Consider the following 20275-nt stretch of genomic DNA (forward strand, 5'->3'; position numbering starts at 1 on the left):
TATCTGTCCATATTGCCTTAAATTAATCTGCCTATTAATCTTTTTTAACAAAGTTTCCTTTATCATCAAAAATAAGGTCGCCGCTTTTTATTTCTGCCTCATAAAAAGTTTTACCTGCAGCATCGGTAACTTTTCCGGCTTCTTTTATTTTCGACCCTTTATAATGGGTTTCTACATAAGGAGCTATATTTTTGGGCAGATCGCTTATTTTAATTGAATTAACAATCTCTATAAAAATACCGGCAGGTGTGAATGAAGCCGAATTATCCTCGCCCGATTTACCGCCCCAATTAGCCTCGTAATTACCCTTTTCTTTTTCCCAGCTTACTTTGGTCGCCGCAGGGTATTTAGAAACCAATGCCGCTTTAACTATAGCAGGCACATCTTTGGATTTTAGGTCCTGTGCCATAGCAACGCCGGATGCAAAACCCAGTACCATTAATAATACAAATTTCTTTTTCATGATAATTTTACTTTACACAAGTATAAATTACCAATCTGTAGAAATTTGGGTTTATTTCTTCGGAAACTCCTGATAATGATAGTAATATCAGATTACATCAATCATAAGTATGCCGCTCAAAATCATAATCGGATTGCGATGTGATGATCTTTTTACGCCGCTCCACATCGATACCTAAATTGTGCTCGTAGGTATCGTCAGTGACAGTAATGTCCCTGTTCTTTTCCTTTTCGGCCATATATAGATTAGCTTCGGCAGTTTTGGCTATAGCAGTATCATATGGCCCTTTAGGCGACATGAGCTTTACAAACACAGGCAAACACTCAAATAAAATAAACAGATAACCTATAAAAGATATGGCCATATAAGTATCCAGATCGCGGGTGCCGTTTTCGTTGAAGGATAGCTGCCCAAGCGCCCAGTTACGATCTGCAAAGCCTGCTACATTGGATAGGCTATCCAATTGATGATCGGTAAACAATCTGGTGCTGTTGAGCCCCTCATAGTCCTTTCGCTTGCTCAGGTATTGATCCATTTGCCCCAGGTTATCCGTTACCGTTTTTAGCCGGTTTTCTTTTTCCTCCAATACACTTTGTTTTTGTTTGGCATAGGTCCCGTAACCGGTAATGCCCGACGTTTGATTGGTTTTATCACCAAATACTTCCTGGTTAAGCAGGAAACGGGAACGGTTGATATCTTTTTCCAGAGAGTCTTTTTCTTTCTTCAGATCATTGTTCTTACCCATCTCCATTGCATACTTTTGATTGTATGTTTTTTCGAGCGTATCAATTTTACGGTGCTGCCCTTTCAGATAGGATGTTTTTAATTTCTGACGGATCTCCTTATCAAAGATCTTCAACTCCAGGGGGCGGGATATCACTATACCGATCATGATGGCCAGTAAAATACGCGGAGAAGCCTGCAATATCTGCTGGTTGGTTGTACCCTCTTTATTAATGCTGGATACTATATAACGATCCATGTTAAAAATGGCTGTTCCCCATAGTAATCCAAATAAAATGGCAAACCCTACGGCAAAGGCATCGCCATTAAAGACAAAGTACATGGCATAACCACCAGACAGGGAGGCAAACAGCGCCGTGAAAAATATGGTAGCTCCAATACCCACATACTTATTATGCTCGATGGGGTATTTTTTTAGGGTATCTATATGTGCTCCTGAACAAAACCAGAAAAAGCGGGTAACTTTTTTCATCTATATGATCTGTTTAAATTTAATGCCGGTTAATATTTATGTAAAATTATTAATCGCACATTATCAATCCACTGCCTTTTTAGTGCTAAAAATAGCGCTTTATACAGCAAACCATATAATAAACGCTCTTAGGTATTGATTGTTACAAAATTTGAGCATAATTATTTGCAATAGAAAAAAAGCTACCTTTGGGTTATAATTTTATTAATCATGAACGAGATAACCGTACAGGAACTAAAAGAGAAAATTGACAAAGGTGAGGATTTTCAACTGATTGACGTCAGAGAAGATTTTGAATATGAAACATCAAATTTGGGTGGCCAGTTAATACCTCTTGGTGGTATTTTAATTGAAGCCGAAAAGATCCGTAAAGATAAACCGGTAGTAGTAATGTGTCGCAGTGGTAAACGCAGTGCAGCCGCTATTATGCAGCTGGAACAACGTGGCTTTACCAATCTATCTAATTTAAGCGGCGGCATTTTAGCCTGGGCTGCAGAAATTGACCCTACACTTAATGTATACTAACCATGGGCTTTAAATTAGTGCTCAATGTATTGTATACCATAGGGGTGGTATTGTGCGCCTTTGTAGCATATCAATATTTTCTGGCTAAAAACTACCCGGTTGTAGGCGTAGCCATATTTGCCGGAGTTGTTGTTATAATCTTAAAAATAAGACTGTTAAAAGACGTAAAGAACTCTCAGAAAAAGGTGTAACTTCATTGCATGTTTATAGCAATATTAGGAGTTATTGTACTCGTGGTGGGTATAGTACTCAAACGCTCACCTGAGCCCGCAAATCACTTCAGTAATATAGTAAGTATAGCCGGAGGAGCAATGGTAGCCATAGGGCTGCTGTTATCCATGTTTAAGGTTATTGAGCCGGGCAAAGTAGGAGTGCAAACCCTTTTTGGCAAGGTACAGGATAATGTTTTAGAGAGCGGATTGCACATTATTAATCCTGCTGTTGAGATCACTATTTTCGATACTCAAACCCAAACCTATACCATGAGCGCTGTTAGCAGCGAAGGGCAGAAGGAGGGCGATGACGCGATCCGCGTATTATCTTCTGATGGGTTAGAGGTTACCATCGATCTATCGGTGTTATACAAAGTAATGCCCGATAAGGCCGGTTACATTTTGCAAAACATCGGCGAAGATTATATCGGCAAAATTGTTCGCCCGGTAGCACGCACTGCCATACGTGACAACGCGGTAAATTACGCGGCGGTTGACTTGTATTCAACCAAAAGGCAGGAATTCCAGGATAAAATAAACCGTTACATAACGGCAAACTTTGCTAAAAGAGGGTTGGAGCTTCAACAAATTCTCGTGCGCAATATCACCCTGCCAGCATCTGTAAGGGCAAGTATCGAATCAAAGATCAACGCCGAGCAGGATGCTCAGAAAATGCAATTTGTATTGCAGAAAGAAAAGCAAGAGGCAGAACGTAAGCGGGTAGAAGCACAAGGTATCGCCGACTATCAAAAAATTCTTTCAACCGGCTTGTCTGACAAACAGTTACAATACGAAACCATCAAGGCACAAATGGCTATAGCTACTTCGCCAAATGCCAAAGTGATCATTATTGGCGGAGGCAGAGGAAACCCAATAATGCTGAGCGACAAGTAAACACGAATTTCACGAATGAAGGCGAATTTCACGAACCTTGTTTGGAACCATAAATAATAAAGGCCACCCTATCCGGGCGGCCTTTATTGTTTATGGCTTAGAATTAATTCTTCGTTCCTACGTATGCCGCGTTCGCAAAAAAAGGTTTGTCATCCTGAACGCAGTGAAGGATCTGTTATTCGCCATGCTTCTTCGCCCTGTAAAGTCTGAGAATAGATCCTTCACTGCGTTCAGGATGACAAACCTTTTTAACGTCATTTCTCCTTCAGTGTCCCCCCGGATTTTATCACTCGCAATGACTATTTTTAGACAGCCTCTCTGGATGACAAGCCTCTTAAAACGTCATTTCCACCTTCGGAGTTTTTCCGAATTCTATTGCCCAGAATGGTAAAATAATTGAGAAAGACTCTTACCTTACCAGTGTACCTATGGCTTCGCCAAGGGCTATCTTCATAAAGTTGCCCTCTTTGTTCATATCAAATACAATAATAGGCAGCTTGTTTTCCTGGCAAAGGGTTATGGCTGTCATATCCATTACATTTAAGCCTTTGTCATATACTTCCTGGAAAGAGATTTCGTCATAGCGGGTAGCCGAAGGATCTTTTTCAGGATCGGCGGTGTAGATACCATCAACACGGGTACCTTTCAATACAACGTCGGCTTTAATTTCAATAGCGCGTAATGATGCAGCGGTATCGGTGGTGAAATATGGGTTACCGGTACCGGCGCCAAATATTACTATTTTACCCACCTCTAAATGGTGCATAGCACGGCGGCGGATGTATGGCTCACAAATTTGTTCCATTTTAATGGCCGATTGCAGGCGGGTTTCAACGCCAATGCTTTCCAGCGCATTTTGCAGGGCCATGCAATTGATCACAGTAGCAAGCATACCCATATAGTCGGCCTGAGCGCGTTCCATCCCTGATTTCTCTGCGCTTAACCCTCTGAAAATATTACCGCCACCAACAACGATTGCAATTTCGATCCCCGCGTCATAAACGTTTTTTATGTCCTGTGCATATTGCAAAACCTGGGCATTATCAATACCATATTGCCTGGTGCCCATCAGCGATTCGCCCGAAAGTTTCAGTAAAATTCTTTTGTACTTCATTTGGTGTGATTTGTTAATAATAGAAATAGATGGAACTTGCTTTTGTGGATATCATGAATTGATATAGCTCTGTTCATATGTGCGTAGTTCGCCAAAAATAAAGAATAAAAATCAGTGTTAAAATTTTATGTTGTCTTTGTTAAAAAATCACCTTGTAAAATGGTGCCTTCCACCTCAAAATCAGCATTAAAAATAACCAGGTCGGCATCAAAGCCTTTTTCTATTTTGCCCTTTTTAAGTTGTTTTGCCAGTTGAGCGGGGTATAACGAGGCCATGTTAACAGCTTCGGCAAGGTCAATACCCACATATTTCACGCAATTTTCAACAGCATTCAACATGGTAAGGCATGAGCCCGAGAGTGTGCCGTCGGGCATGGTATACCTGTCGCCTCTTAATTCATGTTGATAAGTACCCTCTTTAGTTGAAGTTACGGCATCGGTAATTAAATATAGCTTATCGCCCAGTTCGCGTTTAGCCAACCGGATCATCGCGAAATCAACATGAATACCGTCGGCTACAATGCTGGTATATGGCCGTTCTTCAAAAATGGCAGGAATATAACCCGGTTCGCGGTGATGCATCTGTGGCATGGCATTAAATAAATGCGTTACTGCCTGCACCGGTTTGTTTAAAAATGCTTTTCCTTCGGCATACGTAGCATTGCTATGGCCTGAAGAAATGATGATGTCCTGGTTATATAGGTAATCGATCACTTCCTGATCCTGCAGCTCGGGCGCTATGGTGATCATTTTTATCTCGCCTTCGGCACGTTCTACCCAGCCTTTAACCTCGGCAAGGGTAGCTTTCTTAATATATTTTTCCGGATGCGCACCCTTTTTTGCCGGGTTTAAATATGGCCCTTCCAGGTGCAAGCCCCAAAAAGCACCCTTAGCTTCTTTACGGTATATTTTAGCAGCATCGATACCTGCTTCAACAATATCATTGGTATTGGTTCCAATGGTTGCGAAAACGCCGGTAGTTCCCTGGTTAAGCAAGTCGGTTTCTAAACGCGCTAATGCATCAACAGTTGGCGTGCCTGCAAAAAGCTTTCCGCCGCTACCATAAATTTGGAGGTCGATAAAACCGGGGGCAAGGTATGAACCATTTAGATCTTTTCTCTCGGCATCGGCGGGGATAGCAGTATCATCAATAACATCGAGGATTGATGTGCCAGATATTAAAACGGCTTTGCACCGGGCAATTTGCCCGTTTGAAATGAGTTGGAGATTGTAGAGTGCTGTTACCATAATTCCTGAAGGGTTTTAACAACATGTCATTGCGAGCGCAGCGCGGCAACCGCGAACTGTGCATCTTCGCTCTGTATAGTTTGCGGTTGCGTCGTCGTTCCTCCTCGCAATGACAGGAGAATTATCAAACAATATCGCAAAAAAAATCCCCCTCGTTTTAAAACGAGGGGGATTAAATATTTAAGCTCCTAAAGCTACTCGCTTAAAGGCAGTAACTGTTAAACCTTTTTCAACAGTGCTCAGGAATTGAGCAACGCTTTTTGAAGAGTCTTTTACAAACTCCTGGTTTAACAAAGTAGAATCTTTATAAAATTTGTTCAGTTTACCTAAAGAGATTTTTTCAACCATTTCTTCTGGTTTACCTTCAGCACGGATCACATCTTTAGCAATTTCTAACTCACGCTCAATTACAGAAGCATCAACACCATCTTTATCAACAGCAATAGGGTTCATAGCAGCAATTTGCATTGCAACGTCTTTACCTGCTTCGTCAGCACCTTCTGGGTTTGAGTTTAAAGCAACTAATACACCTAAACGAAAGTTACCATGTACGTAAGCGATAACTTTTTCGCCTGTAATGATCTCTAATTTAGATACACCAATTTTTTCGCCGATTTTACCTGTTTTATCGATAATAGCTTCACCAATAGTTGTAGTGGTGTTATCTGTATCGATAGAAATAGCGTAAAGCTCTTCGATGCTTTTTGGTTGGTTTTCAACAGCTTTGTTAGCAACTTCATTAGCGAAAGCAACAAACTCAGCGTTTTTAGCCACGAAATCAGTTTCGCAGTTAAGTTCAATAATAACACCGGTTTTACCATCAGCAGATGTGCGTGAAATAACAACACCTTCGTTTGATTCTCTGTCCTGACGGCTTGCTGCAACTTTAGCGCCTTTTTTTCTTAAAAAGTCGATAGCTGCTTCAAAATCACCGTTAGTTTCGGTTAATGCTTTTTTGCAATCCATCATACCGGCACCTGTTTGTTGGCGCAGTTTGTTTACGTCGGCTGCAGATATTTGTACTGTAGACATGTTTTTAAGTTTTTTATTGTAAGTTATGAGTGATAGTTGCAAGCAAAAGTAAAGCTCTACTGTAACCTGTAACTATTTCTATTATTAAAAAATATGGGTTGTATAATGCAGCTATAAAAACTTACAGCACACAACATACAACCCACAAATTATGATTACTCTTCTGTTGTTTCGGCAGCAGGAGCTTCAGTTTCAGCGTCAGCTACAACATCAGCAGTTTTCCTTGTTCTTTTACCACCTTCGTTTTCGCTGCGGTCTTTAACTTCAGGAGCATCAGCTTTAGCTTTCGCGGTAGCTGCTTCTTTTTCTGCTTCGTCTTCTTTGTCGCGTTTGCGTTCATCTAAACCTTCTTCAATTGCTTTGATGATAATGCTGGTGATCAATGAAATTGATTTTGTAGCATCGTCATTGGCAGGAATAGGGAAATCGATGTTTGAAGGATCAGAGTTGGTATCAACCATAGCAAATGTAGGGATGTTCAACTTCAAAGCTTCTGAAACTGCGATATGTTCTTTCTTAACGTCGATAAGGAATAATGCTGCAGGTAAACGGTTCAAATCAGAGATACCACCTAAAAGGGTTTCTAATTTGATACGCTCACGTTGTATCATCAGTCTTTCTTTTTTAGAAAGGTTGCTGTAAGTACCGTCTTTAGTCAATTTATCGATGTTTGACATCTTTTTGATTGACTTACGTACAGTAGCAAAGTTGGTTAACATACCACCCAACCAACGCTCGGTGATGTATGGCATGTTTACGCTTTTTGCATAGTCAGCAACGATATCTTTCGCTTGTTTCTTTGTAGCTACGAATAATACCTTACGGCCTGATTTTACAATTTGTTTGATAGCTGCAGCAGCTTCTTCAACCTTAGTTAAGGTTTTATTTAAATCTATAATGTGGATACCGTTACGCTCCATGAAAATGTACTGTGACATTTTCGGATCCCATTTGCGGGTAAGGTGACCAAAGTGTACACCTGCATCCAGTAAATCCTGATATGTTGTTCTTGCCATTGTGTTGTCCTCCTGTGATTAACGTTTACTGAATTGGAATCTCTTACGTGCTTTCTTACGACCTGGTTTCTTACGCTCAACCATACGGTCATCACGTGTCATAATACCTTTAGCGCGTAATGCTGGTTTCTTTTCAGGATCCAGTTCAACGATGGCTTTCGCGATAGCTAAACGAACGGCTTCTGCCTGTCCTTTTACACCACCACCGGCAACATTTACTTTAACATCAAATTTTCCGGTGCTACCAGAAACCTCAGTGCTCTGAGTTACGATGTACTGTAATGGCAATGTTGGGAAGTACTCTTTGTAATCTTTACCGTTAACGATGATCGCACCATTTCCTTCTGAAAGGTAGATGCGGGCAACGGCTGTTTTTCTTCTGCCTGAAGTGTTAGTTGTTGGCATTTCTTTTCTCCTTTAAAATTAAAAAGTTAAATGGTTGTTGGATTTTGTGCTGCATGAGGATGCTCTGCACCTGCGTATACATGCAGGTTACCAAATAATGCTTTACCCAAACGACTTTTAGGTAACATACCACGAACGGCTTTTTCAATTACGCGTTCAGGATGTTTTGCCATTAACTCCTTAGGAGAAATGAAACGCTGACCACCTGGATAACCAGTGTAAGAAACATATTGCTTTGCGCTCAATTTGTTTCCGGTCAACTTTACCTTGTCTGCATTGATAACTATTACATTATCACCGCAGTCTACGTTCGGGGTGAAATCTGGCTTGGTTTTACCACGAATGATCATTGCGATCTTAGTGGACAAGCGCCCCAAAATCTCGCCTTGTGCGTCAACAACAACCCATTGTTTGTTAACGGTTTTTTTGTTGGCTGAGACAGTTTTGTAACTTAACGTATTCACTTGCTTTAAATTAAATTGTTTAAACGTTTATTATACCCCGCATTTTCGGGACTGCAAAGATACAGCTATTTATGTTATTAACAAATAGTTTTTAAGGAAATTTCACGGGTAATTATTCAATAATTTATCACAGCTTATATTATACTTTTTAAACCGATAGCTATATATTAGCAAAGAACTATTATTAATTCCCTAAATTGATGTCACCCTTTTGCAGGTTTGCGCTTGCTGTATGCTTTATTGTTTTAAACTCAATTCCGCTTTCTGCACAAACCAGGGTAAGCCTGGAGGATTCATTAAAAACGCAAAGTGACGCTAATGGCTTCTTAAATTCAATTTTCAGCAGTAAAAAACCAGCCACTGCCGATACCAGCCGCGAGGAAAAGAATTTCTTTTGGGCTATACTGCCATCTGCTGCTTATAACCCAAGCGTTGGCTTTGCCGTCGGGGCTACCTCTGCAGCCGGTAAATACTTTGGGGATAGGCACAATACCATCCTATCAGTAATGAACGCCGGTGCATACATTTCAACCAACGGGCTTTCAACATTGGAGCTAAAACATAATGCGTTCACCTCAAAAAATATATGGAACCTGCAAGGTACATTACAGGTAGGCAAAACTATAGCCAAAGATAATGGCCTGGGCACAGGTTACCGTAGTATTGGCGATGGCCCGTTCCATATGGGCGATCAGCATTTTAATGATAATCCCGACGAATTCCCTTTAAGGTATACCTACCTAAAAATAAACGAACGCATTTACCGTAAAATAACAGATCATATTTATGTTGGAGCCGGCCTTAGTTTTAACTTTTACAATAATATTGATGATAACCGGGCAAACATCCCGGCAACCGATACGCACAACTTTAGGTACAGTGTGCATAAAGGCTACTCTCCCTACCGTTATAACGCAAATGGCATTTTAATAAACTTTCAATACAACAGCCGCGATCAGCCAAACAGGGCATTCAAAGGCATTTATGCGGATGTTATTTTACGAACCAACCAAGGCTGGCTGGGCAGCAATCATAACGCGGTTCAATTAAAAGCGGAGTTCAGGAAATACTGGAGCTTAAGTGATACCGATCCTGAAAATGTTTTAGCTTTTTGGCATTGGGCCAATTACCTGCTTAAAGGTTCAGTACCGTACCTGGAACTACCGGGCACAGCAAGTGATGCCTATGGCCGTATTGGCCGCGCTTTTATTATCGGCCGGTTTAAGGGCCCATCCTTTGTTTACAATGAGGCCGAGTACCGTTTTCCATTAACCGGTAACAAGTTATTAAGTGGCGTTACGTTTGTAAATATCGAATCGGCAAACAACCAGCGGGATATTAAACTGTTTAGCCATTGGGAGCCGGGAGCCGGTTTTGGCTTAAGGTTGTTGTTCAATAAATTTACCCGATCAAACATGTGCTTTGATTATGCCCGGGGCAGTTATGGCTCAAGCGGCTTCTTTTTGGGACTTAACGAAGTTTTTTAAACCCCGCCCGCAATAGTGCTGTTGATTTATCCCTGGGGAAAATTTGAAAAAAAGTATTACAAAATAAAAGGGGCGCAAAATTTTGCGCCCCTTTTATTTTGTAATATATAACTGTTTATAATGAATCTGTTGAAGTAAACCCACCTTCTTGAAGCGGTTCCTGGTGTCTTTTAAGCAAAGGCGATCCCTCGGTGAAAATACCCATGATGAATAACAAACCACCAAATAAAACCTGCGGTATCCATAATTTCGAGCTGAAATCATAAACCCATGGAGAGCACATCAGGAATGAACCCATAATTACATCATTTACATTGTGCATGCTCATCGGGAACACTTTAATAAAGCCCAGCTTGTTATCTGCAAAAATAGCCATGATCAGTTGTAACCATCCGACGATCAGTGGCAGGAATAAAGCCGCGCCGCCAATATGTAATGTATCAAATGTCCACAGTGTAGAGATCAGTAACAGGGCTACTACATAATTTAAAAATGCATAAAATGTTGTTGGAATAAAGCTTTTCATTTTTTAGCGAATTGTTGTATAGTGTATCTATATTTTATATATGTGTCTCAAAAATCGTTGCAAAGCTAAGCATTTATACAGTTTTTTGATATTTAAAATTGCCCCGAACGCTTTTTATTGTTTAAAACAATTACCTTTAATTAATTGCAGTAATAATTCGCTAAAGATAGGCGTTTTTAAAATTAAAGCAATCCATTTTTCTTTCTACAACCGGGCACCACAGATAAAGCCCGTTAATTCATCCGCTATTACAATAATACCCAGATTGCAATACCAGCAATTGAGGGTAAATTAACATCTAATCTAAAACTATTAAGATCATGAGCAAGGACAGACAAGCCGTAAAAGAAAAAAAGAAACCAGCCGCAGAAGGAGGCAAAAAAGCCCCATCTGATTATCAATCAGGCAAAAAAGATGCTGTAAAACCTATTGGCGGCGATAAGAAAAAGTAATTTTTTTTGGAATTTTTGGACGAAAGATTTTCGGAGCAAAGAGCAAGGATTTTTGGACGAAGATCTTTCAGACAAAGGATTTTCGGACAAAGGACAAAAGATATAAAACTGTTTAAAGTTCCTTATCTTTTGTCCTTCTGTCTTTTGTCTTAAAGTCCTTTATCTTTTATCTAAAAATCCTTGCTCCTTGCTCCAAAGTCCCAAAAAAAATCTATTTTCTTTCCCCTTGCACAGTGGCTGCTATTTGTAAAGCTTTATAAGCATTTACAATGCCGCCGGTTTTGCACAGGGTAGTAAAATCAACCTTTTCGGTTTTTGAGCCGGGTTTGTAAACCATAGTGCCCGTTAATGGCGTGGCCGAAGCCAGGATAACCTGTTTTAACTGTTTTGCACTCAGGGTTGGGTAATATTCCAATATTAAACCAGCTATACCGCTTGTTATCGGTGCCGAAAAGCTGGTTCCATCTTCGGTATTAAATTCTGCATCAGTATCAATGGTGGTAACCTTTACACCAGGTGCAAAAACATCTACCATCTTTTTGCCGTAATTGCTAAAATCTCCGGCAAGGTGATCATTCAAACGTGAGCCGGAAGCACCTACATTGATTAGGTTATCAGCATCCGTAGTTGATCCATCCAAAAAAAGATCATTCGGATAATCCGGATCCTTGTCCATATCATCATTATCATTCCCGGCAGCCAATACCAGCAGTACATCTTTTGCAGCTGCATACTTAAATGCCTCGTCAACCCATTCTTTATGTGGTGATATTTTTTTACCAAAGCTCATATTAATAACCTTTGCGCCATTATCAACCGCGTAATGTATGGCATTGGCAACATCCTTATCGTACTCATCGCCGTTAGGCACGGCTTTAAGCGCCATGATCCTTACATTATCTGCAACTCCATTTATACCGTAATTATTTCCACGCACAGCACCTATCAATCCGGCTACACCTGTACCGTGGGATGCATCAGCAAATTTTAAAAGATTGTTGCCATAGGGCTTATGATCCTGGCTATCTACATTATCGCCAACTATCCTTTTGCGTGCTTCCAGATCGGGCGATAAGTTGTTGTTAAGCTTTTCCAGGTATTCGCTTAAATCCTTAATGATAGCGGCATTTGTTTTGTTGCCACCCTCCTGCGAAAATATGGTAGCCCAAACATATTTGCTTTGGCTTAAGGTATCGTTTGTTGTTTTAATCCTTACAAGATCGGCTTCTTTAAAAGTATCGCCGGCACCTATATTAAGCGATTTTTTGATATATCCGCTGGTTGCCATCAAAGCATTCATGATAGGCTGCAGCTGTGCCGTTTCCGTCTGCGATTTATTGATAGTAGTATCATAAATGGTTTTAACACGCTGCCAGTAAGCAAATGCCTTTTTATCTGTAGCTGTAGCTTCAGTCAAAGCAGCGTATTTCCCTTTAAGCTTATTATACTCGCGCACTTCTTCGGTAGTTTCATTAAAATCGGCTTTGCCGCCTGCACCACCTAAAAAATTCCAGCCATGTATATCGTCAACATAACCGTTATGGTCATCATCAATACCGTTGCCGGGTATTTCCTTTGTATTTATCCATAAGATGCTTTTCAGATCTTTTTGCAAGGTATCCACCCCGCTATCAATAGTAGCTATAACTACCGTTTTGCTTTTTTTACCTTTTACAAAAAGATAAGCCGGTTTTAAACTGATGCCAAAATAGCCATCGTCTTTAAGGTCCATTAATTGCCAGTGCCTTGGCGGTTCGGGTTCTGGCCTGGGCATTACCTGCGCCGATACCGGTTGATCAATTGTTAAAGCAGCTAATAAGAAAGTACAGGTAATGAAAGAGCGAAAATTAAACATGTATAAGTATTAGTAATAAAAATTTTAGAGGTCGAATTTGATCCCCTGGGCTAAAGGCAACGTTTTTGAATAGTTAATAGTATTGGTTTGTCTTCTCATGTAAACTTTCCATGCATCAGAACCAGACTCGCGGCCACCGCCGGTTTCTTTTTCGCCGCCAAAAGCGCCGCCTATTTCTGCGCCCGATGTACCGATGTTTACGTTGGCAATTCCACAATCAGAACCAGCGTATGATAAAAATTGTTCTGCCTCGCGTAAATTATTAGTCATGATGGCCGATGATAAACCCTGCGGCACACCATTCTGCAAGTCGATAGCCTCTTCAAGCGTAGTATATTTTATAAGGTAGAGGATAGGTGCAAAGGTTTCGTGCTGTACAATTTTAAAGTGATTTTCCACCTCGGCGATACATGGCTTTACATAACAACCGGATGCATATGCGCCGCCTTCCAGCTTACCGCCTTCAACAACAAATTTGCCGCCTTCGGCCTTACATTTTTCTATAGAATCCAGGTACAGGGCAACAGCATCATGATCAATCAGCGGCCCCATGTGGTTATGCTCATCCAGAGGATTACCTATGCGGATTTGACCGTAAGCGCTCACCAGTTTTTGTTTAAAAGCTTCGTAAACACTTTCGTGTATAATAAGCCTTCGTGTACTGGTACAGCGCTGGCCGGCGGTACCCACGGCGCCAAAAACAGCGCCAATAAGTGACATGTCCAGGTCGGCATTTTCGCTGATGATGATGGCATTATTGCCACCAAGCTCCAGCAAACTTTTGCCTAAACGGGCGCCAACAGCCGCGCTCACAGCCTTACCCATGCGGGTTGATCCGGTAGCCGATATGAGCGGTACGCGGGTATCATTTGCCATTAACTCACCAATATTTCTATCGCCGATGATGAGGTTTGATACCCCTTCTTCAATGCCATTTCTTTTCAAAACATCCTGCGCAATGTGCTGGCAGGCTATGGCGGTCAATGGTGTTTTTTCTGAGGGTTTCCAGATACAAACATCGCCGCAAACCCAGGCCAGCAGGGCATTCCAGCTCCATACCGCAACCGGGAAGTTAAACGCCGAAATAATACCCACAATACCCAGTGGATGGTATTGCTCATACATACGATGCTCAGGCCTCTCGGAGTGCATGGTTAAGCCATACAGCTGCCTGCTTAATCCTACCGCGAAATCGGCGATATCAATCATTTCCTGTACTTCGCCAAGGCCTTCCTGGAGGCTTTTACCCATCTCGTAGGATACCAGGGTACCCAGGTCCTGCTTATTGGCACGCAAGGCCTCCCCAATCTGGCGCACTATCTCGCCACGTTTTGGCGCAGGAGTCTGGCGCCAGCTTTTAAATGCTTTAGCGGCTTGTTCAATTACCTGGTTATAATCGGCTTCGGTAGCAAATTTAACCGTGGCTATCTTTTGGCCATCAACGGGCGATGTAATATCTTTTAAAGTTGCATCGGGGCTGCTGCCCCAGTTACTGCCGGTACTAAAAGCTTCATTAATATCGTTTATATGTAAACGTTTTAGAATATCTGTAATATCGAGGCTCATAATTGTTACTTTTGTCAAAGGTAAAAATCTTTAAGGCAATTTTTTGATCACCCGCTCATTGCCTGCTAATTGATTGTCATTAATTATCAAGGCTTTGCAATTAACATTTGTTAAAATGTGTGAATGTTGAAAACTAAATTGTCGATTGGACGCTTACTTATTGTATTTTCAACTAAATAAGTCTTTAAATAAGCAATTTTAATTGTTAACCTAAAGCGGATGTTCTGCAAACATAATTGAATGGAAGAAGAATTTGAATTTGGTTTTACCGAAGATCCAAAGTTTTCGGTAGAGCGGTACGAGGAGATGATCCGCAATCACGACCAGTACTTTTTTGATGCCCAGGCGTTTGAGAACATTATCGACTATTACATCGAAAAAAATGATCCCGCCAAGGCACTGCAGGTGGCCGAGTACGCACGTAATCAACACCCATTTGCAGCGGTTTTTTTAATTAAACAAGCGCAGTTGCTTGTAGTGGGCAACAAAGTGCCCGAAGCTTTTGCCGCCCTTGAAAAGGCTGCTATGCTTGAGGCCTCTGATGCTGATATTTATATTATTCGCGGCAACCTGTATGAAAGCATGGAGCGGTTTGGCGAAGCCCTGGAAAATTATGAAAAAGCCCTTGGCCTTGCCGAAGAAACCGACGAGATATTACTGCACATAGCCTACGTTTACCAAAACATGGGCGATTATGATACTGCCATAAGTTACCTTAAGCTTTGCCTTAAGCAAAATATGGAAAACCAGGATGCCCTTTACGAACTGGCTTTTTGCTATGACGTAATGGATAACCAGCAGGAGAGCGTGCAGTTTTATCAGCAGTATATTGATAATGAGCCTTACAGCTATGCCGCATGGTACAACTTGGGCAACGCTTATACCAAGCTGAGTTTGTTTGAGAAAGCGATAGATGCTTATGATTATGCTATCCTGATAAAAGACAGTTTTGCATCAGCCTACTTTAACAAGGGTAACGCCCTGGTTAATCTGGAGAAATATGCCGAAGCCATTGAAGTTTATCGCCACACCTTTGAGTATGAGCAACCAAATGCCGATACTTATTGCGCTATTGGCGAATGCTACGAAAAGCTGGAGCAAATGGATGATGCCCGCGCATTTTATAAAAAATCAGTTAAAATGGATCCCAAGCTGGCTGATGCCTGGTTTGGGATAGGTGTTACGCTTGATTTTGAGGAACGTTATTTTGAAGCCCTGCACTTTTACAAAAAAGCGCTGGATCTTGATATTGCTAATGCAGACTACTGGTTTGCCATTGCCGATGCGGAATATAAATTGGGCCACATGACCGAGGCTGAACAAGCCTATGAAAAAGTGGTTGAGCTCAACCCATTGGATATTGATGCCTGGCTTGATTACTCCTCTATATTATACGAGCAGCAAAGGTTAGTTGGCGCTATAGAGATCATTTCGCAGGCGATAAAGAATAACCCCGAAGCAGCAGAATTGTATTACCGAATGGTGGCTTACCTGTTTGCCAAAGGCGATTACAACGAAGCCCTCAACCACCTGGAAATGGCTTTAACAAGCGATCCCGAAAAACATTATATCCTGTTTGATTATCTGCCTCAATTGCAAAAAAACAAAGTGATAGTTGATATCATTAACAGGTACACGAAATAGCAAATGTGCAGATTTCAGATATGCAGATAATGAGCTGCAATGATTTGATGATATTAAATGAAAAAGCAGGTGGAAATTAATTTTCACCTGCTTTTTTTATGGCCTAAACGTTTTGATTCTTTTCATCTGTTATCTGTGCGCCTTCAATGTCATCTTAAATCTGCAAAATCATCTGCACATCTGAAATCTGCACATCTGCACATCTACCTTTTCTTTGTATTAATTAAAACTACGCCGTTTTTTCCTTTGTCGCCCCACAAGGCAGTCGCGTCTTTATCTTTTAAAACATTGATACTTTCTATATTACTTACGTCGATCAACTTAAATTTCGATTCTGCTATTATTTTATTGTCCAAAACATATAGCGGTTTGGAACCTGTAACAACATTATCAGCGATAAGCGATCCTTTATGAATAGCAGCAGTATCCTGCACACTACCCGTTTTGTTTCCTGTTTTTGCCGGCTTTTTGTCACCTTCCAAAGTATAGCTTATCGGAATAGCATACTGTACTCTTACCTTTTCTCCATGCTCCATCCCGGGGATCCATTTGGGCGATAGTTTAAGTACCCGCACAGATTCCTCGTCCATATCCGGGCTCACACTTTTTACAACTGTGATATTTGACAGCGAGCCACTGGGCTCTACAATAAAACTACATATAACCCTGCCTTCAATTCCCTTCTCCCTGGCTGCTTTAGGGTATTTTATGTTTGAGCCCAGGAATTTGCCCAGTGCTTCAATACCGCCGGGAAAGGCCGGCAATTGTTCAACAGCCCTGTAAACCCCATTCTTGTCGGGGCCAGATACGCCAAGAACCTTGTCTGGGGTAGCGATCCCTTCAACTTTGCTTTGAGGTGATTTCTTACCATCATCAGCCAGTGTATAGCTTATCGGAACCGCATATTGAACCCTTACTTTTTTATTGTTTTGCTTACCCGCTTTCCATTTTGGCGAAAGCTTAAGTACCCTTACAGATTCCTTGTCTATATCCGGACTAACGCCTTTTACTACCTTGATATCTGATAACGAGCCATCTTCCTCAACAATAAAGGAGCAGATATCTCTGCCTTGGATTTTCTTTTCCCGCGCGTCTTTTGGATACCTGATGTTTGTGCTTAAAAACTTCCCGAAAGCCTCAACTCCGCCCGGAAACTCTGGCAATTGCTCAACCTCTTTAAATACTTTGCTTTTCTTATTGGTTGTATCCTGCCTGTTGTTTTTTTCATTATCCGCAAATTGATCCTTGTTATCAGGAAGGATTACAGATAAATCAACCTTTGATGCAGGAAGTACAAATAGCTCCTCTGCCTTGCTGTTAATAGCAGTAACAGTTTTACTATTGTTGATGGTTGCCGATGATAAAATAAGCATCAGTATAAATAGTGGCGCCGAAAGCCCATATTTAATGAGCGAGATTCGGTGTGATTTATTTTTTTGTAACATAAAAATACGCTGTTTTAATAAACTGTGATTAAAAAATGGATTCACCAGCCGGTGGGCCGGCGCATTAAATGTTTGCGTCAATAGCAATAGTGCATAGTCGGCTTTACTGGTGCCTGCCTGCACGGCCTGCCTATCGGCAATGTACTCATGGATGTGTTTAATGGCAAAGCGATACAGGTAAACTACCGGGTTAAACCAATTGATGATCATCACCAGTTCGATAAGCAATACATCGGCCGAATGCCATTGCTGAGCGTGTACCTGTTCATGAGCTTCAATCACTGCATTATCAGCATTGCTATCATTTAGCTTTACCGTTTTAAAAAAGGAATAAGGAACATCTGCCTGGGGCCTGCTAATCACCTCTTTTAGTTTAAATAACTGCCAGGTAAGTTTTGCCGATAAAATCAATATTCCGCTTAAATACAATATGGCTAATATTTCGCCCATGCTAATATGCCTGTCGTCAATGGGCTTAAAGTGGTAATCCATTACCGGCATACTATAAATGGTATATTTTACCTGTTGCGTAATAAAAAGGTTCTGCACCCAATCTGCCTGTATAACCGGTATAAAAAACGACAATAGGGCCGCAGTTACCAGGTAAATGCGATTAAGCTGGAAAAAGGTTTCCTTACGCAGCAATAAAACGTAAAACACATAAAACAGTACCAGGTAAATATTTACCAGTAATAAATATTGCCACCAGTTCATAACTACTTGTCTTTAAGTTTCTCAATCAGTTTCATGATCTCATCAGCCTCTTTCAGGTCGATCTTTTCCTTTTTCACAAAAAACGAAAGCATACGATTAACCGAATTATCAAAATAGCCACTCAATAGTTTATCTGAAGCAAAATCCTGGTATTGATCTTTACTTACTATTGGATGGTACTGATGGCTTTTCCCAAATGCGGTATGGCCAACAAACCCTTTTGTTTCCAATATCCTGATAATGGTTGATACCGTATTATAGGCCGGCTTTGGCTCAGGTAGCAGATCGATCACATCTTTTACATAGGCTTTTTCCAGTTGCCATAATACGTGCATAATTTGTTCTTCGGCGCGGGTTAACTCTTTAATTTCCATGTGCTTTTTGTAAAAATTGCTGATGTTTATTTAAAATCACATCAGCCGTTCCAATTGGTTAATCTAAGGTAAATACTATAAATTAAATTAACAACTAAAAGTTTAGTTTTATTAAAATTAAACTTTTAATGCCCATATTCGTTCAGCTATTTCATACCAAATTATAAATGAATATAACCTTTCATGGCGCTGCCCGTACCGTTACCGGCAGCAAGCATCTCATCAAATTAAATGATGGCACCTGTATATTATTGGATTGCGGAATGTTCCAGGGCATGGGGGAACAATCTGAAGATTGGAACGAGCATTTTGGATTTAACCCGAAAAAAGTTGACCACATGGTGCTATCCCACGCGCATATTGATCACTGCGGATTAATACCCCGCTTAGTTGCCGAGGGATACAATGGCCCTATTTATTGCACATCGGCCACTATGGATCTTACGCGAATCCTGCTCCTTGATTCGGCACATATACAGATGCAAGACGCCACCTATATGAACAAGCGCCTCGCCCGTAAAGGCCAGCCATTAATAGAGCCGCTTTATACCGATGAGCAGGCGATGGAGGCCCTCAGGTTATTTAAAATTGTTGAATATAATGAGGAGTTTGACATTACGCCCCAGGTGAGGCTAAAGTTTACAGATGCGGGCCACATATTGGGCAGCGCGGCAGTACATCTATCAATAATGGAAGATGGAAAACCTACCCATATTACTTTTAGTGGTGATGTTGGGCGATATGATGATATGTTGTTAAATGATCCACAGGTATTTGATCAATCAGATTATATTTTGCTGGAATCAACCTACGGTGATTCACTGCATAAAGATATCGGCCCTATTGAGGATGCCTTATTAGAGATCATTAAAGAAACCTGCGAGATTAAACGGGGAAAAGTGATCATTCCCGCGTTTAGCGTAGGGCGCACACAGGAAATATTGTATGCTTTAAATGCGCTCGAACTCAGAGGGGTATTGCCAGATCTGCCTTATTTTGTAGATAGCCCATTATCAAAAAAAGCTACTGAGGTGATTATGAACCATCCCGAGGTTTATAATAAGGCGGTGAAAGAAGTGCTAAAAACCGACCCCAATCCATTTGGCTTTAAAGGACTCCGGTTTATTGAATCAGCCGAGGAGTCTATTGCTTTAAATGATGACCTGCGTCCAAGTGTTATTATTTCCTCATCGGGTATGGCCGAAGCCGGGCGTGTTAAACACCATATTAAACAAAACATCGGCAATAATAAAAACACCATTTTAATGGTTGGTTACTGTGAACCCAGCTCATTAGGAGGCCATTTGCTTAACGGGGATAAGGAAGTGCATATTTATGGCGACCTATATACCGTTAATGCCGAAGTAAAATCGATCAGATCAATGAGCGCCCACGGCGACTATGAGGATCTGCTTCATTTTATAGCTTCCCAGGACCCGGAAAAAGTAAAGGGGATTTTTCTTGTTCACGGCGAATACGAGGTTCAACAACATTTTGCCCAAAAGTTAAAAGAGAAAGGCTTTAAACATATCGAGATTCCTTATCAGCATCAGCGAATAGATTTACAATAATTCGGAAAAATTTCTTTGTTTGACGGAAAAATTTCTAAATTTGTAATAAGAGA

20 protein-coding genes are annotated in these 20275 nt (G+C 41.0%); 7 read left to right on the forward strand and 13 right to left on the reverse strand.

The annotated features are described in order from the left end of the window. Nucleotides 1–34 precede the first annotated feature (34 nt). The gene (locus AC1DYB_RS07155; protein ID WP_477433607.1) at nucleotides 35–463 is read right to left on the reverse strand and encodes a PepSY-like domain-containing protein; all 429 of its coding nucleotides are present in this window, start codon (nucleotides 461–463) and stop codon (nucleotides 35–37) included. Between the two features lie 97 nt (nucleotides 464–560). Next, nucleotides 561–1679, reverse strand: coding sequence for a DUF4407 domain-containing protein (locus AC1DYB_RS07160; RefSeq protein ID WP_295721825.1), 1119 nt, complete (start codon nucleotides 1677–1679; stop codon nucleotides 561–563). A gap of 210 nt (nucleotides 1680–1889) precedes the next feature. Here AC1DYB_RS07160 and AC1DYB_RS07165 point away from each other — a divergent pair, with 210 nt between their 5' ends. From AC1DYB_RS07165 to AC1DYB_RS07175, 3 genes are read left to right on the forward strand one after another with little or no spacing between them, the layout of a single operon-like run. Continuing rightward, nucleotides 1890–2204, forward strand: coding sequence for a rhodanese-like domain-containing protein (locus AC1DYB_RS07165; RefSeq protein WP_295721827.1), 315 nt, complete (start codon nucleotides 1890–1892; stop codon nucleotides 2202–2204). A gap of 2 nt (nucleotides 2205–2206) precedes the next feature. Next, nucleotides 2207–2395 carry a DUF6358 family protein gene (locus AC1DYB_RS07170; protein WP_295721829.1) on the forward strand — a complete coding sequence of 63 codons (189 nt, stop codon included), beginning with the start codon at nucleotides 2207–2209 and terminating at the stop codon, nucleotides 2393–2395. 9 nt (nucleotides 2396–2404) lie between these two features. Beyond that, nucleotides 2405–3310 carry a prohibitin family protein gene (locus AC1DYB_RS07175; RefSeq protein ID WP_477391086.1) on the forward strand — a complete coding sequence of 302 codons (906 nt, stop codon included), beginning with the start codon at nucleotides 2405–2407 and terminating at the stop codon, nucleotides 3308–3310. A gap of 409 nt (nucleotides 3311–3719) precedes the next feature. Here the strand turns inward: AC1DYB_RS07175 and pyrH are convergent, their stop codons facing one another. The 6 genes from pyrH to rplM all read right to left on the reverse strand — a co-directional run bounded on the left by pyrH (nucleotide 3720) and on the right by rplM (nucleotide 8588). Beyond that, entirely contained in the window at nucleotides 3720–4424 is a 705-nt protein-coding gene (gene pyrH, locus AC1DYB_RS07180) for a UMP kinase (protein WP_295721833.1), read from the reverse strand. Nucleotides 4425–4549: 125 nt separating this feature from the next. Further along, nucleotides 4550–5671, reverse strand: coding sequence for an N-acetylglucosamine-6-phosphate deacetylase (gene nagA / locus AC1DYB_RS07185; protein ID WP_477433610.1), 1122 nt, complete (start codon nucleotides 5669–5671; stop codon nucleotides 4550–4552). 180 nt (nucleotides 5672–5851) lie between these two features. Continuing rightward, nucleotides 5852–6703: a translation elongation factor Ts gene (gene tsf / locus AC1DYB_RS07190; RefSeq protein WP_477391090.1), complete on the reverse strand. Its 852-nt coding sequence runs from the start codon at nucleotides 6701–6703 to the stop codon at nucleotides 5852–5854. A gap of 155 nt (nucleotides 6704–6858) precedes the next feature. Beyond that, nucleotides 6859–7719, reverse strand: a complete 861-nt coding sequence (gene rpsB / locus AC1DYB_RS07195) for a 30S ribosomal protein S2 (RefSeq protein WP_295721839.1) — start codon at nucleotides 7717–7719, stop codon at nucleotides 6859–6861. An 18-nt stretch (nucleotides 7720–7737) separates the two neighbouring features. After that, complete coding sequence (gene rpsI, locus AC1DYB_RS07200; protein WP_090638861.1) at nucleotides 7738–8124, reverse strand: 30S ribosomal protein S9; 387 nt, start codon at nucleotides 8122–8124, stop codon at nucleotides 7738–7740. 26 nt (nucleotides 8125–8150) lie between these two features. Then, a complete protein-coding gene (rplM, locus tag AC1DYB_RS07205) occupies nucleotides 8151–8588 on the reverse strand; it encodes a 50S ribosomal protein L13 (protein ID WP_295721842.1) in 438 nt (145 codons plus the stop codon). Between the two features lie 200 nt (nucleotides 8589–8788). Here rplM and AC1DYB_RS07210 point away from each other — a divergent pair, with 200 nt between their 5' ends. Next, a complete protein-coding gene (locus AC1DYB_RS07210; RefSeq protein WP_477433612.1) occupies nucleotides 8789–10075 on the forward strand; it encodes a BamA/TamA family outer membrane protein in 1287 nt (428 codons plus the stop codon). Between the two features lie 115 nt (nucleotides 10076–10190). On the opposite strand, the gene AC1DYB_RS07215 is transcribed toward AC1DYB_RS07210, so the two are convergent. Further along, nucleotides 10191–10601, reverse strand: a complete 411-nt coding sequence (locus AC1DYB_RS07215) for an SPW repeat domain-containing protein (RefSeq protein WP_295721847.1) — start codon at nucleotides 10599–10601, stop codon at nucleotides 10191–10193. Between the two features lie 320 nt (nucleotides 10602–10921). On the opposite strand from AC1DYB_RS07215, the gene AC1DYB_RS07220 reads away from it, so the two are divergent. Next, nucleotides 10922–11053: a hypothetical protein gene (locus tag AC1DYB_RS07220; protein ID WP_262492947.1), complete on the forward strand. Its 132-nt coding sequence runs from the start codon at nucleotides 10922–10924 to the stop codon at nucleotides 11051–11053. Nucleotides 11054–11264: 211 nt separating this feature from the next. Here the strand turns inward: AC1DYB_RS07220 and AC1DYB_RS07225 are convergent, their stop codons facing one another. Continuing rightward, complete coding sequence (locus AC1DYB_RS07225; RefSeq protein WP_477433614.1) at nucleotides 11265–12908, reverse strand: S8 family serine peptidase; 1644 nt, start codon at nucleotides 12906–12908, stop codon at nucleotides 11265–11267. A gap of 24 nt (nucleotides 12909–12932) precedes the next feature. Then, nucleotides 12933–14474, reverse strand: coding sequence for an L-piperidine-6-carboxylate dehydrogenase (gene amaB / locus AC1DYB_RS07230; RefSeq protein WP_295721970.1), 1542 nt, complete (start codon nucleotides 14472–14474; stop codon nucleotides 12933–12935). Between the two features lie 240 nt (nucleotides 14475–14714). Here amaB and AC1DYB_RS07235 point away from each other — a divergent pair, with 240 nt between their 5' ends. After that, the gene (locus AC1DYB_RS07235) at nucleotides 14715–16118 is read left to right on the forward strand and encodes a tetratricopeptide repeat protein (RefSeq protein WP_295721855.1); all 1404 of its coding nucleotides are present in this window, start codon (nucleotides 14715–14717) and stop codon (nucleotides 16116–16118) included. Between the two features lie 203 nt (nucleotides 16119–16321). On the opposite strand, the gene AC1DYB_RS07240 is transcribed toward AC1DYB_RS07235, so the two are convergent. Beyond that, entirely contained in the window at nucleotides 16322–18277 is a 1956-nt protein-coding gene (locus tag AC1DYB_RS07240) for a TonB family protein (protein ID WP_477433617.1), read from the reverse strand. Nucleotides 18278–18279: 2 nt separating this feature from the next. Further along, a complete protein-coding gene (locus AC1DYB_RS07245; protein ID WP_295721860.1) occupies nucleotides 18280–18651 on the reverse strand; it encodes a BlaI/MecI/CopY family transcriptional regulator in 372 nt (123 codons plus the stop codon). A gap of 167 nt (nucleotides 18652–18818) precedes the next feature. Between AC1DYB_RS07245 and AC1DYB_RS07250 the strand changes: the two genes are divergently transcribed. Continuing rightward, nucleotides 18819–20222 (forward strand): MBL fold metallo-hydrolase RNA specificity domain-containing protein, encoded by a 1404-nt coding sequence (locus AC1DYB_RS07250; protein ID WP_477433619.1) that lies wholly within the window; start codon nucleotides 18819–18821, stop codon nucleotides 20220–20222. Nucleotides 20223–20275 lie beyond the last annotated feature (53 nt).

It is taken from the genome of Mucilaginibacter sp. P2_A4, from assembly GCF_056405015.1.